The organism is Curtobacterium sp. NPDC087082 (genome assembly GCF_044745045.1).
Taxonomy (GTDB): domain Bacteria; phylum Actinomycetota; class Actinomycetes; order Actinomycetales; family Microbacteriaceae; genus Curtobacterium.
This window is the reverse complement of sequence record NZ_JBIUZN010000003.1, coordinates 467,285-480,748: the sequence shown is the minus strand read 5'-3', so window position 1 is coordinate 480,748 and position 13,464 is coordinate 467,285. Positions and strand designations below refer to the sequence as shown.

General features: G+C 72.8%; 12 protein-coding genes. 3 read left to right on the top strand and 9 right to left on the bottom strand.

Annotated features, from left to right (window positions below):
- Nucleotides 1-139 precede the first annotated feature (139 nt).
- The 5 genes from ACIPEP_RS11335 to ACIPEP_RS11315 are packed head-to-tail and all read right to left on the bottom strand — an operon-like array spanning nucleotide 140 to nucleotide 4,046.
- On the bottom strand, nucleotides 140-463 hold the full coding sequence (locus ACIPEP_RS11335; protein ID WP_070417010.1) for a hypothetical protein: 324 nt from the start codon (nucleotides 461-463) through the stop codon (nucleotides 140-142).
- A gap of 10 nt (nucleotides 464-473) precedes the next feature.
- Nucleotides 474-1,100, bottom strand: a complete 627-nt coding sequence (locus ACIPEP_RS11330; protein WP_070417009.1) for a response regulator transcription factor — start codon at nucleotides 1,098-1,100, stop codon at nucleotides 474-476.
- Complete coding sequence (locus ACIPEP_RS11325; RefSeq protein ID WP_070417008.1) at nucleotides 1,097-2,320, bottom strand: sensor histidine kinase; 1,224 nt, start codon at nucleotides 2,318-2,320, stop codon at nucleotides 1,097-1,099. The genes ACIPEP_RS11330 and ACIPEP_RS11325 overlap by 4 nt, the downstream gene beginning before the upstream one ends.
- A 23-nt stretch (nucleotides 2,321-2,343) precedes the next feature.
- Nucleotides 2,344-3,114, bottom strand: a complete 771-nt coding sequence (locus ACIPEP_RS11320) for an ABC transporter permease (RefSeq protein WP_175473755.1) — start codon at nucleotides 3,112-3,114, stop codon at nucleotides 2,344-2,346.
- On the bottom strand, nucleotides 3,111-4,046 hold the full coding sequence (locus tag ACIPEP_RS11315) for an ABC transporter ATP-binding protein (RefSeq protein ID WP_402717312.1): 936 nt from the start codon (nucleotides 4,044-4,046) through the stop codon (nucleotides 3,111-3,113). Before ACIPEP_RS11315 ends, ACIPEP_RS11320 begins: the two co-directional genes overlap by 4 nt.
- A gap of 138 nt (nucleotides 4,047-4,184) precedes the next feature.
- Here ACIPEP_RS11315 and ACIPEP_RS11310 point away from each other — a divergent pair, with 138 nt between their 5' ends.
- On the top strand, nucleotides 4,185-5,378 hold the full coding sequence (locus ACIPEP_RS11310) for a SpoIIE family protein phosphatase (RefSeq protein WP_402717311.1): 1,194 nt from the start codon (nucleotides 4,185-4,187) through the stop codon (nucleotides 5,376-5,378).
- 539 nt (nucleotides 5,379-5,917) lie between these two features.
- Here ACIPEP_RS11310 and ACIPEP_RS11305 read toward each other — a convergent pair.
- Nucleotides 5,918-6,787: a phosphoribosylaminoimidazolesuccinocarboxamide synthase gene (locus tag ACIPEP_RS11305; protein WP_261647035.1), complete on the bottom strand. Its 870-nt coding sequence runs from the start codon at nucleotides 6,785-6,787 to the stop codon at nucleotides 5,918-5,920.
- Nucleotides 6,784-8,052: a phosphoribosylamine--glycine ligase gene (gene purD, locus ACIPEP_RS11300; RefSeq protein ID WP_071294474.1), complete on the bottom strand. Its 1,269-nt coding sequence runs from the start codon at nucleotides 8,050-8,052 to the stop codon at nucleotides 6,784-6,786. Before purD ends, ACIPEP_RS11305 begins: the two co-directional genes overlap by 4 nt.
- Before the next feature lie 57 nt (nucleotides 8,053-8,109).
- Between purD and ACIPEP_RS11295 the strand changes: the two genes are divergently transcribed.
- Complete coding sequence (locus tag ACIPEP_RS11295; RefSeq protein ID WP_071294508.1) at nucleotides 8,110-8,472, top strand: sterol carrier family protein; 363 nt, start codon at nucleotides 8,110-8,112, stop codon at nucleotides 8,470-8,472.
- A gap of 331 nt (nucleotides 8,473-8,803) precedes the next feature.
- Here ACIPEP_RS11295 and ACIPEP_RS11290 read toward each other — a convergent pair whose 3' ends face one another.
- On the bottom strand, nucleotides 8,804-11,377 hold the full coding sequence (locus tag ACIPEP_RS11290; RefSeq protein WP_402717310.1) for a LuxR C-terminal-related transcriptional regulator: 2,574 nt from the start codon (nucleotides 11,375-11,377) through the stop codon (nucleotides 8,804-8,806).
- Nucleotides 11,378-11,484: 107 nt separating this feature from the next.
- On the opposite strand from ACIPEP_RS11290, the gene ACIPEP_RS11285 reads away from it, so the two are divergent.
- Nucleotides 11,485-11,880, top strand: coding sequence for a hypothetical protein (locus ACIPEP_RS11285; RefSeq protein ID WP_083295078.1), 396 nt, complete (start codon nucleotides 11,485-11,487; stop codon nucleotides 11,878-11,880).
- A gap of 86 nt (nucleotides 11,881-11,966) precedes the next feature.
- Here the strand turns inward: ACIPEP_RS11285 and purF are convergent, their stop codons facing one another.
- The gene (purF, locus tag ACIPEP_RS11280; protein ID WP_070417002.1) at nucleotides 11,967-13,424 is read right to left on the bottom strand and encodes an amidophosphoribosyltransferase; all 1,458 of its coding nucleotides are present in this window, start codon (nucleotides 13,422-13,424) and stop codon (nucleotides 11,967-11,969) included.
- Between the last annotated feature and the right edge of the window lie 40 nt (nucleotides 13,425-13,464).

Sequence of the window (13,464 nt, the reverse complement as noted above, 5' to 3'; positions counted from 1 at the left end):
CGCCCCCGCGGGCCCCCCCCCGCGGGGGGGGGCCCCCCGGGGGGGGGCCCCCCCGGCCCCCCCCCCCGCCCCCCCCCCCCCCCCCCCCCCCGCCGGGGGGGGGGGGGGGGGCCCCCCCCCCCCCCCCCCCTCCTGTGCGTCAGCAGCCCGTCGTCGTCAGCGTGACCGTCGCGACCTCGCCGTTCGACACGGTCGCCTCCTGCGGGCAGAGCTCGTTCGCCCGCACGGTCACCTTGCCCAGCGGAACCCCGGCGAAGTCCGCGGTGCCGCCCGGGAACACCCGCTGGTGCTCGGAGAGCTTCCCGGTCTCGGCGGTGAAGACCTTCACCTCGTAGGGGTGGTCCGCGGCGTTGGCCGACACGGTCACGGACAGCTGCCCGGTGGAGTCGTGCGCACCGCAGCCGGTGAGCGTCAGGACCGCGGCGACGCCGAGGACGAACACGGGGGCGACACGTCGGAGCACGTCGGCAAGGCTACGCCGTCCCGAGCAGCCAGCCGTTGTCCGCCGCGACCCGGAGCGCCTCGGTCGCGTTGCGCGCGGCGGTCTTCCCGATCGCGGACGACAGGTGGTTGCGGACCGTGCCCTCGGACAGGTGCAGCGACCCGGCGACCCCGGCCACGGTCGGCGCCGTGCGGAAGGCGATGAGCACGTCGGTCTCCCGCGGGGTGAGCGGGGACGGGCCGGCGGCGAGGGACTCCGCGGCGAGCACGGGGTCGACGACCCGGAACCCGCCCGCGACACGTCGGACGGCGTCGGCGAGCTGCTCGGCGGGGGTGTCCTTCACGACGAAGCCCGCGGCCCCGGCCTCCAGCGCGCGCCGGAGGTACCCGGGCCGGCCGAACGTCGTCACGATGAGCGATCGGCACGTGGGCAGCGAGCGGGCGAGGGCAGCGGCGGCGGTGAGCCCGTCGGCGCCGGGCATCTCGACGTCGAGCAGGGCGACGGTGGCGCCGGAGGACCGTGCTGCCTCGAGCACCTCGTCGCCGCGGGCCACCTGGGCGACGACCTCGATGTCCCGCTCGAGCGACAGCAGGGACGCGAGCGCACCGCGGACGAGCGCCTGGTCGTCGGCGAGGAGCACACGGATGGTCTCGGTCATCGTCGGTTCCTCTCGACCCGCAGCCGGAAGCCGCCCAGGTCGCTCGTGCCGGTGGTCAGGGTCGCCCCGACGGCGTCGGCGCGCTCGCGGAGCCCGCGCAGCCCGTTGCCCGGGGTGGTGGAGGCGGCGTCCGGGTCGAGCAGGCCCGTGCCGTCGTCCTCGATCGTCAGGGCGGACCGGGTGAGCGTGACCCGGACCCGACTGGCGGCCGCGTGGCGGATGACGTTCGTGACGCCCTCGCGCAGGACCCACGCGAACAGGCTCCGGACGTCGTCGGCCGCCGCGTCGCCGTCGCGGGGGAGCACCGCGTCGATCGCCGCGGCCTCGAGTGCCGCCCGTGCCGACACGAGTTCGGCGTCGAGGTCGGCCTCGCGGTAGCCGCTCACCGCGCGCCGGAGCCCCTGCAGGGCCTCGCGGGAGAGCCGCTCGACGTCCTGCATCTCGGTCTTCGCCCGTGCCGGGTCGACGTCCACCAGCCGTGCGGCGAGCTCGGACTTCATCGCCACGACGGTGAGCGAGTGGCCGAGGACGTCGTGCAGGTCGCGGGAGAACCGTGCGCGCTCCTCGACGACGGCGAGCCGGGTGATCTCGTCCTGCGCGACGCCGAGCCGCTGTTCCGCTTCGCGCTGCCGGCCGAAGAAGAGCATCGACGCTCCGACGGACACGGTGATGACCGGGGCGAACAGGATGCCGCTGTTCACCGCAGTGTCCCAGCCGGTGCTCGCGGCGACGAGGAACTGTGCGCCGAGGATCGCGAGCACGACCACGCCGGCGACCCAGAACCGTTCCGCGACGAACCCGGACAGTGCGGCGACGAGCAGCCAGGTCCAGACGGCGAGCGGCCCGACCACGAACAGCAGCAGCCCCGCCAGCAGGGCGACCCCGGCGAGGACGACGACTCGTCCGCGGAGGCTCCGCCGCCACATCAGCTCCGGTGCGAACAGGTACGCCGCGTAGACGACGGCGAGGGCCACGGTGGAGAGGACGTGCGCCCGGAGGCTCCGGCCGTCGCTCCAGACGGCGATGATCTCGAGCACCTGCCAGAGGAGCGCGAACACCGCGCCGGTGTACCAGCGGCGCCGCCCGATGCGGATGTCGTCGTCGCTCGCGCCCGGTGGGACGGCCCACGGGAACGATCGGGGTGACGGGCGGGACGACCTGGAGGCGCGTGGTGCGTGCTCCGCACCGCGCGCCTCGGTCGTGCTGGTCGCCTCGGACATCGGTGCCAGCGTAGGACCGTCGGTCACTGTCGTGCGGCGTCGCGGCGGTAGCGCCACACGATCACCGCGGCGAGGACGATCGCCCAGCCCGCCAGGACCATCGCCGGCTCGGTCATGCCCGAGGACCCGGTCGCCCCGGCGCCCATCTGCCCGATCCGGTTCAGCCAGTACGAGGGCAGCAGGTGCGCGACGCTCCCCATCCATCCCGGCATCACCGACAGCGGGACCCAGAGGCCGCCGAGGATCGCCAGGCCCATGAACACCACCATGAAGAGCGGCTGCGCGAACGACGGCTTCGCGAACTGCCCGATGAGGATCGCGATGAGGGCGAACGGGATCACCCCGCACCAGATGCCGAACCCGGCGGCGAACCAGTGCAGCGGGTCGAGCGAGGCGTGCAGGACCACGGTCGCGACGAGCACCGTGATGACGATCGACACCGCGGAGAAGGCCATCGCGGCGATCACCTTCGAGACCATGAACCCCCACCCGGACAGCGGCGTCACGCGGAGCTGCCGGTTCCAGCCGATCGACCGTTCGTTGACGATCGCGAACGCCTGGCTGAGCGCGGCCATCATCGCGCCGTACGACGCCATCTGCAGCGTCGTGACGGTGAGGTACTGCAGGTGCGTCGTCGGGTCGGTCTGGGAACCGAACGCCGAGCCGAACACGAGCAGCATGATCACCGGGACGGCGAAGGTGAAGACCATCGCGCGGACGTTGCGGAGCTGTCGCTTCGTCTCGAGGTACACGTAGCGGATCGGCAGGCGGCCGGAGGCGGTGGCGGTGGTCATGCGAGGACTCCTTCGGGAGCGGTGTCGGTGGGAGCTGCGGTGGGGTCGGCGGTGAGCGCGAGGAAGGCGTCGTCCATGGTCGAGGCGACCACCTGGATGTCGTGCGCCTCGGGGAACGTGGCGAGCAGGGCCCTGAGGGTGTCGTCGCTGCGGTCCGAGCGGAGCGTGACGGAGTCGTGCCGCGCCTCCAGGGAGACGACTCCCGGCAGACCGCGCAACGCGACGTGCGCGTCGGTGCCGAGCCCGGAGAACCGGACCGCGCGCGTGGCGGTGATCGCCTTGATCTCGGCGGGCGTGCCGTCCGCGACGATCCGGCCGGCGCGCATGATGACGATGCGGTCGGCGAAGGTGTCGGCCTCGTCGAGGTAGTGCGTCGCGAACACGACCGTGCGCCCCGCGTCGGTGAACTCGCGCATCGACGACCAGAACGTGTGCCGGGCCTCGACGTCCATCGCCGCGGTCGGCTCGTCGAGCACCAGCAGGTCCGGGTCCGAGACCACGGCGACGGCGAACCGTGCGCGCTGCAGCTGCCCGCCGGAGAGCTTGTTGACCCGGCGTCCGGCGATCTCGGTGCACCGCGCTCGCCGGAGGGCCTCGTCGACCGGCATCGGACGCCGGTGTGCCGCGGCGACGAGCGCGACCGCGTCCCGGACCGTCGTGTCCGGCAGGAGTGCGCCGCCCTGGAGCATCGCGCCGACCCGGCCGGCGACGACCGCGGCGCGGGGCTCCTCGCCGAAGAGCAGGGCCTGGCCGGTCGTCGGCGTGGACAGCCCGAGCGCGAGGTCGACGGTCGTGGTCTTGCCGGCACCGTTCGGGCCGAGGAGGGCGACGACCTCGCCCGGACGGATCGTCAGGTCGACGCCGTCGACCGCGGCCACGGCGCCGAAGCGCTTGCGGAGGTCGCGGAGCTGGATGACCGGTGTGTCGTTCATGGCTCCGAGCCTGGCGCGAGGTGGGTTCGCGGCCCTCTGCCGTGCGTCACGGATCGGGCATGACATCTGTCACGGCCGACCCCGGCGTCCTCCGTACTGGGGACGGCCACTGTCCGGTAGGCGCGTTAGCGTTGGTGCATGCACCACGAGCCCGTCGTCACCGACCGACCCGCCACGGACGCCGTCCGGCGGGCAGCGCTCCTCGCCGCGCTGGACGTGGTCGAGGGCGGGCCCGAGGAACGCTTCGAACGGATCACGCGGATCGCGCGCGAGGCGTTCGGCGTCACCGGCTCGTTCCTCAACCTCGCGGGGGAGTCCGAGGTCTTCATCAAGTCGCAGCAGAGCGACACGGTGTTCGGCCCGACCATCCCGCTGCACGACACGTTCTGCGGTCGGACCCTCGCGGTCGACGGCCCCGTCGTGGTCCCCGACGCCCGCGCCGACGTCCGGTACTCCGACATGCCGATGGTCGTCGACGACCCGAACGTGCGGTTCTACGCCGGGGTGCCCCTGCGTGTGGGCGACGACGACGTCAAGGTCGGCACGCTCTGCCTCATCGACCCGGCACCGCGCACGCTCGACGACGACGACCTCGCGCTGCTGCAGGAGCTCGGCGTGTGGGCGGAGCGCGAGCTCGCCGCCGGCGCCGACGAGGACCGTCTCCGCTCGGTGCTCGCCGGACTCGAGCCGGCCGGTGTCGACCTGCCCGGGTACCGCGTCGGCGGCATGTCAAAGCCGCACGGGGTCGTGTCCGGTGACTTCCACGACTGGCACGTCGACGGGGCGTCGCTCTCGGTGACCGTCGCCGACGTCATGGGCAAGGGGATGTCCGCCGGGCTCCTCGCCGCGACCATCCGTGGTGCGCTGCTCGCCCGGGGGACGTCGTCGTCCCGCGATGCCGTGGCGGCGCTCGAGGCCCAGGTCGCCCCGGACCTCGGTCGTGCCGAGTCCTTCGCGACGCTGTTCCACGGCCGCCTGACGACCTCGACCGGGCGGATGGAGTTCACCGACGCCGGGCACGGTCTCGTGCTGCACCTGCACGCGGACGGCACCGAGACCGTGCTGCGCTCGTACGACCTGCCGATCGGGCTGCACCCGGTGGGTGCCGCGCGGGTCACCGGGACGCTCGAGCTGGAGCGCGGGGACGTCCTCATCGTCGTGAGCGACGGGGCGCTCGAGCTGTGGGACTCCACGCTCGCGTCCCTCGGTGCGCTCGGGGCGATGTGGCGGGACGCGCCGGACCTCGACGTGTTCTTCGGGCGGGTGCGGGCGCGTGCGGCGACGCACGACCCGGGGGACGACCTGACGGTCGTGGTCATCGCGCGCGACTGACGGGGCGCGGGCGGGCGGGGCGCCGAGAGGGCAATATCTGTCGCGCTCGTCGCCGCGGGGCGGCACTTCGTGCGACCTCTGCGGACGTGAGCGGCGTGTTGTGCCCGCTCGCGGGGCGACCGGCGTGCGTGCGGCCTGGAGGCGCGGGTCGGCCTGGCGCCGCACCTCCCGTCCGGCGCGCGTGCGGGTCAGGCGCCGAGAGGGCACGTTCTGTCGCGCTCGGCGCCGGCGGGCGGCACTTCGTGCGCCCTCGGCGGACGTGAGCGGCGTGTTGTGCCCGCTCGCGGGGGCGTCCGGCGCGCGTGCGGCCTGGAGGCGCGGGTCGGCCTGGCGCCGCGCCTCCCGCCCGGCGGTCGCGCGGGTCAGCGCCGAGAGAGCACGTTCTGTCGCGCTCGGCGCGGGCGGGCGCTCGAGTCGGCGCCGAGAGGGCACGTTCTGTCGCGCTCGGCGCCGGCGGGCGGCACGTCGTGCGCCCTCGGCGGACGTGAGCAGCGTGTTGTGCCCGCTCGCGGCGGCGTCCGGCGCGCCGCGCGCGGGCGCTACGCGCCCAGGCGCTCGATGAGCTCGCGGTAGCGCTCGGCCGTCCGCGCCACGATCGCCTCGGGCAGCACCGGCGGCGTCCCCTGCCGATCCCAGTTCGCGCTGAGCCAGTCCCGGACGATCTGCTTGTCGAACGACTCCGTGCGGTTCCCCGACCGGGCGTCCCAGTAGCGGCTGGAGTCGCTCGTCAGGACCTCGTCGGCGATCCGGATCTGCCCCGACGCATCGCGCCCGAACTCGAACTTCGTGTCCGCGATGACCACCCCGCGGTCGAGCGCGATCGCCGCCGCCTCGGAGTAGACGCGGAGCGAGAGGTCCCGCAGCTGCGTCGCGACGTCGGACCCGACGAGGTCGACCGTCTGCTCGAAGGAGATGTTCTCGTCGTGCTCACCCTGCGGCGCCTTGTACGCCGGAGTGTAGATCGGTTCGGGCAGCTGGTCGCCGTTCGACAGACCGGCGGGGAGGGGCACGCCGCAGACACTGCCGGACTGCTGGTACTCGGCCCACCCGCTGCCGACGAGGTACCCGCGGACGACGCACTCGACCGGGAACATCTCGAGCGGCATGACGTGCATGGAGCGCGACGCCACCGACGACGGCACCGGGGTCCCGCCGGCGGACGGCGCGATGAGGTGGTTCGGCACGTCGGCCAGCTGGGTGAACCAGAAGCGGGACAGCCGGGTGAGGAGCTCGCCCTTGCCCGGGATCGGCGGCTCGAGCGCGAAGTCGTAGGCGCTCACCCGGTCGGACGCGACGAGGAGCAGCTCGGTGGCACTCGCGACGTCGGCGGTGCCGGTGGGGACGTAGAGCTCGCGGACCTTGCCGGAGGAGACGTGCTGCCAGCCGTCGAGGACGGGCGCGGGGCTCATCGGGCGACCTTCGCGGCGATGTCGGTGCGGAACTGTGCTCCCTCGAGCGTGATGTCGCCCAGGCCGGCGTAGGCGCGGTCGCGGGCCTCGGCGAAGGAGGACCCGGTGGCGACGACGCTCAGCACCCGCCCGCCGGTCGCGACGAGCTGGTCGTCGAGGACCCCGGTGGCGGCGTGCGCGACGGAGACCCCCTCGCGCGCGTTCGCGGCGTCGATCCCGGTGATCGGCCGACCGGTCTGCGGGTTCTCCGGGTAGCCCTCGCTCGCGAGCACGACCGTCACGGCGGCCTCGTCGCGGAACGACGGCGCCGGGGTGCCCCCGAGCTGCCCGGTGGCCGCGGCGAGCATCAGCCCGCTCAGCGGGGTCGCCAGGCGGGGGAGGACGACCTGGGTCTCCGGGTCGCCGAAGCGCGCGTTGAACTCGATGACCCGGACGCCCTGCTCGGTGACGATGAGCCCGCAGTACAGGAGGCCGACGAACGGCGTGCCCTCGTGCTCGAGCCGACGGACGGTGGGGAGCGCGACCAGGTCGGTGACCTCGTCCACGAAGGCCTGCTCGGACGCCCAGCGGTCGGCGAGCCAGGGCAGCGGCGAGTACGCGCCCATGCCGCCGGTGTTCGGCCCGACGTCGCCGTCGCCCAGTCGCTTGTAGTCCTGTGCGGGGCTGAGCGGTCGGACGTCGTGCCCGTCGCTCAGGAAGAACAGGGAGACTTCTTCGCCGTCGAGGAACTCCTCGACCACGACGTGGCCGTGCTGCAGCCAGTAGGTGGCGTGGTCGATCGCTGCCTGGCGGTCCTCGGTCACGAGGACGCCCTTGCCGGCGGCGAGGCCGTCCGCCTTCACGACGTAGGGGGCGCCGAGCTCGTCGATCGCGGCGACGGCCTCGTCGACGGTGCCGGCGTACACCGGGCGCCCGGTGGGCACGGCCGCCTCGGACATGATCCGCTTCGCGAAGGCCTTGGAGCCCTCGAGCTGCGCGGCGGCCTTGCTCGGACCGAACACCGGGATGCCCCGCGTGCGGACCGGATCGGCGACACCGGCGATGAGCGGTGCCTCAGGACCGACGACGACGAGTTCGACACCGTTCTCGAGCGCGTACTCGGCGACGAGGGCACCGTTCGTCGGGTCGATCGAGACGGTCTCGACGTCGGCCGCGATGCCGGCGTTGCCCGGCGCTGCGGTGATGACGTGACCGGCCTGCTCCGCGAGGAGGGCCGTGATGATCGCGTGCTCGCGGGCACCGGAACCGAGGACGAGGATTCGCACCCGATCACCCTACCGATCCCGACTCGCCCGTTGCGATGCGACGGCTAGCCTGTGGACATGCCACCCAGGAGGATCGAGGACGCGGAGGGCCGCGCCGCGCTCACCGCCGTGCAGCAGGGGGCCACCGCTCGGCCGACCCTGGCGACCGCGGTGCGGTGGTCGTTGCAGCGCCTCGCGGAGGACGTGCCCGGCAACAGCGTCGAGGTACGGGTCCCACCGTTCGCGGCGGTCCAGGCCGTCCCCGGTCCCCGGCACACCCGTGGGACGCCGCCGAACGTGGTCGAGACGGACGCGGCGACGTGGCTCGCGCTCGCCACCGGCGAGCTGCGCTGGGACGAGGCCGTCGCGCAGTCGCGCGTCAGCGCGTCCGGGTCACGTGCGGACCTGACGGACTTCCTGCCGGTGCGTCTGGCCGTCTGAGACGGTCGCCCACACGGGACGGCAGACGGTCGCGTGTGCCGGACGGGAGGAACGGTGCCAGCCCGCCCCGCGCCTCCTGGTCCATACGGACGCAAGTACTTAGACGGCCTCACCGAATTAGGTAGTACCTACTGATGTGACGTCACCGACCCGGCGAATACCGTAGAAGTCGCCGGGATTCGGACCCGACCCGAACGGGTCCGAACCCGGCGACAGGGTCAAAGGTACGCGACATTCCGTACATCCTGTCAACCGTTCCGGCGAGTCGTGCTGCATTCCGCAACGAACCTGCGGCTTCCGGAGGCGCGGTTGCGCCCGGACGACTCGCCGATCAGAGCAGCTCGGCGAGCTCCGTGCGCGCGTGCAGGTCCCACTTCGTGAACACCCGTGACAGATGGGCGTCGATCGTGCGCACGCTGAGGCCGAGCACCTCGGCGATGCGGCGGTTGCTCATGCCCTGTGCGGCGAGCTCCGCGACCTCGTACTCGCGGTTGGTCAGCGGTGGCTTCACCCGTCCGGCCGACACCGCCATCCCGTGCGACGCGAGCACGCCCTGGGCCGCGATGATCCGGGTCCGCTCGTCGGCGCGGATCGCCTCGGCGTACTCGACGATGGCTCCCGCGAGCGGTCCGTCGACCCGGGTGGCAGCGTCGCGCATCCGCTCGAGGGACGCGGCGGAGTCCCGCCCGTTGAGCATGTCGTTCGTGTAGTGCAGCGTCTGCGCGTACATGACGTGCGTCCAGGACCCGCTCGCCGTCCCGCGCTCGATGATGTCGTCCGCGTGCCGCAGGCCCGCCGGGTTGCCGAGCACGGCCTCGGTCCACGCGATCGTCACCGCGATCTGCTCGCCGATGATCCGCATCGCCCGGAGCGGCGTCGACCGGGCGCGTTCGAGCGCTGCGGACGCTTCCTCGGCGCGGCCGGCGTAGGCGTACGACATCGCGAGCCGTGCCCACGGGTAGGCCGCGAACCCGCCGTGGTCCGCCACGTCGTACCGCTCGCAGGCGGCGGAGAACGCGGCGATGGCGTCGTCCCAGCGCCGCTGGCCGAGCGCGAGGTTGCCCTCGCCGATGAGCTCGAGCGTGAAGTCGTACTTCAGGTAGGGGCTGGACCGGCGGACCGGGACCTCGGTGATGAGGTCGGCGATGTCCCCCCGCCAGACCTGCAGCTGGTGCAGCACGGAGACGATCTCGCCGACGCTCCAGGGGGCGTCCTCGAGGTGCTCGACCGCGGTCGCCAGGCAGGCCCGGCCGAACGCCGCCGCCTCGTCCAGCCGACCTCCGGTCGCGAGGGCCATCACCGCGCACGGCGCCAGGCAGAGGAAGGCGAACGGCACCGTCGCGGCGTGCACGATGCCCGAGCGCTCGAGTTCGGCACGGACCTCGTCGAAGCTGCCGCCCCAGCCGAGGTGGGCGAGCCGCAGCAGCCGGAGCCGTTCGACGGCGTCGCCGGAGACGAACCGTGCGGCGACGTCGGTGAGGGCCACCGCGGCGAGGACGTCGTCGTCGTGGAACTGCCGGATGTTCGCGAGGGTCTCGCACGCCTCGATCACGGCGTGGTCGTCGACCTCGGTCGGGGCCGAGCACACCACGGCCCAGGCGGCCTCGGCGTCGGCGCGACCGGCCTCGCGACCGGTGCTGTACGAGTGCGCGAGCGACCGCAGGCAGTGCGCGGCGACCCGTTCGCTCGGGCTGAGCGTGGTGCGCAGGGCCGCCGAGGCGAGGGCGATGCCGCTCTCGTGCTCCTGCAGCCGGACGGCGACCTGGGCGGCGTCGAGCAACTGGTCGACCGGGGGCAGCACGCCGCACTCCAGCGACCACAGCGCGGCACGGAGCCGGGCCGCCGGCGGGGCGCCCTCGGGGCGGTCGGTGCGGAACGCGTTGGCGCGGGCGAACAGCGCCGTGCGCCGGGCGACCGGGACGAGTGCCCGGACGACCTCGCCGACGAGCGGGTGCGACGGACGGACGACCGCGGCGCCGTCCTCGAGCGAGTCGATCCGGACGAGGCCGAGCGCCACCACCCGGTCGACGTCCCCGCCGCTGACGAGCCCGATCAGCCGCGCGAGGGGGATCGGGTCCGCGAGGGCGACGATGTCGACCACGTCGCGGAGGTCCTCCGGCAGCGAGCCGAGCTCGGTCCGGTACATGTCGGCGAGGCTGTTCGACGCCGTCACCCGGCCCCGCCAGTACCAGCCCGTCGCGGTCTGGTCGAGGGCACCGGAGGCGAGTGCGGACCGGACGACCTCGCGGATGTAGAGCGGGTTGCCGGCGGTGGCGCGGTGCACCCGCTCCGCCGACGCCGTCTCGAGCTGGGCACCGAGCGCCTCGGCGATGAGGGACGAGGTCTCGTGCAGGTCGAGCGGTTCGAGGTCGATGCGCTCCAGCAGGTCGTCCTGCCACAGGGCGCGCAGGGGTTCGGGGAGCGCGGTGAAGTCGCGGCACGTCAGCACGAGACGGGCACCCTGCTCGCGGACGAGCCACGCCACGTACCGCGCCGAGATCGCGTCGAGGTGGTCGGCGTCGTCGACGCGCAGGAGGACGTCGCGGTCGGTGAGCTCCTCGCTCTCGCGGAGGCGCTGCTCGGCACCGCCGGCACCGACGAGCTCGGCGAGCGACCCGGGGAGCTCCCCGAAGCGCTCGGCCACCGCGCCGAACGGCATCGAGCGGCTGGCGGCGACGGCGGTGATCGGCACGACGAGGGTCCGGCCGGAGGAGTCACGCCCGGAGACGCGGTCGGTGACCCGCACCGCCGCCGAGCTCTTGCCGAGACCGGGAGCCCCGACGAGCGCGACGCTCCACCGGTGCTCGGCGACGACGGAGACGGCTCGGTCCTCCTCGCGACGCTGGAGGATCGGCCAGCCGATCCGCGCCGGGATCCGGGAACCACGAGTGGTCCGTTCGCGCATCTGCCGTACCTCCTCCCCGTGGATACCGATCGGTAGGGACCATCCTCTCCCGGATCGACCTGGCCGCACAGACCGGAGCACGTCCCACAGTGGGGGACAATGGGACCGTGAGCAACACCGATCGACCCGACGAACGACCGGCTCCGGCGCCGAACGCCGTCTCCTCCTCCGACGAGGTGACGATCCGTCGCGCCCCGAAGTTCGGCGTCTTCATCGTGGGCGGTGCGGTGCTCGGCTTCATCGCGACGCTCATCGTGGTGTCGCTCACCATGGACATCGACCGCGGGGACACGCAGGAGACCGCGAGCTTCGGCAGCCTGGTGGGGTACTTCAGCCTGTGGGGCGTCACGATCGGCGCCTTCGTCGGCGCGGTCGTCGCCGTCGTCCTGGACCGCGTGTTCTCGCGCCGTGCGGCTCGCCTCACGGCGGAGCGCGTCGAGGTCGAGCTGCCGCCCGAGACGGTGGACGGCGAGATCGAGGACCACGGCGACCAGGCGCGGTAGACGCGACCGGACGAACGGACGGGAGGCGCGGTGCCAGCTGGCACCGCGCCTCCCGTCCGTCAGGCCGTCGCGTTCGCGACCTGCGCTCAGCTGAGCTGGTTGGCCTCGACCCAGGACAGGTACTCCGGGCTGACCGTGCCCGTGACGTACTCGCCCGTGAAGCAGCTCATCTCGAGGTCCGTGACGTCGGAGCCCTCGATGATCGCGTCGCGCATGTCGCCGATCTCCTGGTAGATCAGGTGGTCGCTGCCGAGCACCTTGTTGATCTCCGGGATCTTCCGATCGTGCGCGATGAGCTCCGCGCGGGTCGGCATGTTGATTCCGTAGACGTGCGGGTACCGGACCGGGGGAGCGGCGCTCGTGAACGTGACCTCGTTCGCACCGGCGGCGCGGGCCATCTCGACGATCTCGCGGCTCGTGGTGCCGCGCACGATCGAGTCGTCGACGATGAGGATGTTCTTGCCCTTGAACTCGGACGACATCGCGTTGAGCTTCTGGCGCACCGACCGCTTGCGCTCCGCCTGCCCCGGCATGATGAACGTGCGGCCGACGTAGCGGTTCTTGTAGAAGCCCTCGCGGTACTCGATGCCGAGCTTCTGCGCGACCTGCATCGCGGCCGGGCGGCTCGAGTCCGGGATCGGCATGACCACGTCGATGTCTCCGGTGGGGGCGTACTGCGCGATCGTGTCCGCCAGACGGTTGCCCAGCCGGAGGCGGGCGTCGTACACCGAGATGCCGTTCATCACGGAGTCGGGACGGGCGAGGTAGACGTACTCGAACGAGCACGGCACCAGGCGCGGGTTCCTCGCGCACTGACGGGCGTGCATCTGGCCGTTCATCTCGATGAAGATCGCTTCACCGGGGGCGACGTCGCGGACGATCTCGTAGCCGCCGGACTCGAGCACGAGGGACTCGGAGGCGACGACCCACTCCGGCTTGCCGGCCTCGTCGAACTTGTGCCCGAGGATCAGCGGGCGGATGCCGAACGGGTCGCGGAACGCCAGCAGCCCGTGCCCGGCGATGGTGGCGATGGCGGCGTAGGAGCCCTCGACCCGCTCGTGCACGCGCTCGACGGCGTCGAAGACCTGCCCTGGGTCGAGGTCCTTGCCGCGCACCTGGCCCTGGAGCTCGTGCGCGAGCACGTTCACCAGCAGCTCGGTGTCGGAACTCGTGTTGAGGTGCCGCCGGTCGATGTCGAACAGCTCACGGGTGAGTTCCCGCGTGTTCGTCAGGTTGCCGTTGTGCACGAGGACGATGCCGTAGGGCGCGTTCACGTAGAACGGCTGGGCCTCTTCCTCGTTGCTGGCGGCACCCTTGGTGGCGTACCGGACGTGCCCGAGGCCCATGGTGCCCAGCAGGGCGCGCATGTCACGGGTGCGGAAGGACTCCCGCACGTGACCGCGGGTCTTGTGCATGTGGTGGATGTGACCCTCGACCGTGGCGATGCCCGTCGAGTCCTGTCCCCGGTGTTGCAGGAGGAGCAGTGCGTCGTAGATGGATTGGTTGGCGGGGCCCTGTGCAACGAGGCCGACGATGCCGCACATTCGCGGGTGTGCTCCAGACCGTAGAATCGGGGGGTACCGA

What these genes read in the sequence shown, in the direction of transcription:
- ACIPEP_RS11330 (WP_070417009.1), bottom strand. Translation starts at nt 1,100, where the DNA reads ATGACCGAGACCATCCGTGTGCTCCTCGCCGACGACCAGGCGCTCGTC.
- ACIPEP_RS11325 (WP_070417008.1), bottom strand. Translation starts at nt 2,320, where the DNA reads ATGTCCGAGGCGACCAGCACGACCGAGGCGCGCGGTGCGGAGCACGCA.
- ACIPEP_RS11320 (WP_175473755.1), bottom strand. Translation starts at nt 3,114, where the DNA reads ATGACCACCGCCACCGCCTCCGGCCGCCTGCCGATCCGCTACGTGTAC.
- ACIPEP_RS11315 (WP_402717312.1), bottom strand. Translation starts at nt 4,046, where the DNA reads ATGAACGACACACCGGTCATCCAGCTCCGCGACCTCCGCAAGCGCTTC.
- ACIPEP_RS11310 (WP_402717311.1), top strand. Translation starts at nt 4,185, where the DNA reads ATGCACCACGAGCCCGTCGTCACCGACCGACCCGCCACGGACGCCGTC.
- ACIPEP_RS11305 (WP_261647035.1), bottom strand. Translation starts at nt 6,787, where the DNA reads ATGAGCCCCGCGCCCGTCCTCGACGGCTGGCAGCACGTCTCCTCCGGC.
- ACIPEP_RS11295 (WP_071294508.1), top strand. Translation starts at nt 8,110, where the DNA reads ATGCCACCCAGGAGGATCGAGGACGCGGAGGGCCGCGCCGCGCTCACC.
- ACIPEP_RS11290 (WP_402717310.1), bottom strand. Translation starts at nt 11,377, where the DNA reads ATGCGCGAACGGACCACTCGTGGTTCCCGGATCCCGGCGCGGATCGGC.
- purF (WP_070417002.1), bottom strand. Translation starts at nt 13,424, where the DNA reads ATGTGCGGCATCGTCGGCCTCGTTGCACAGGGCCCCGCCAACCAATCC.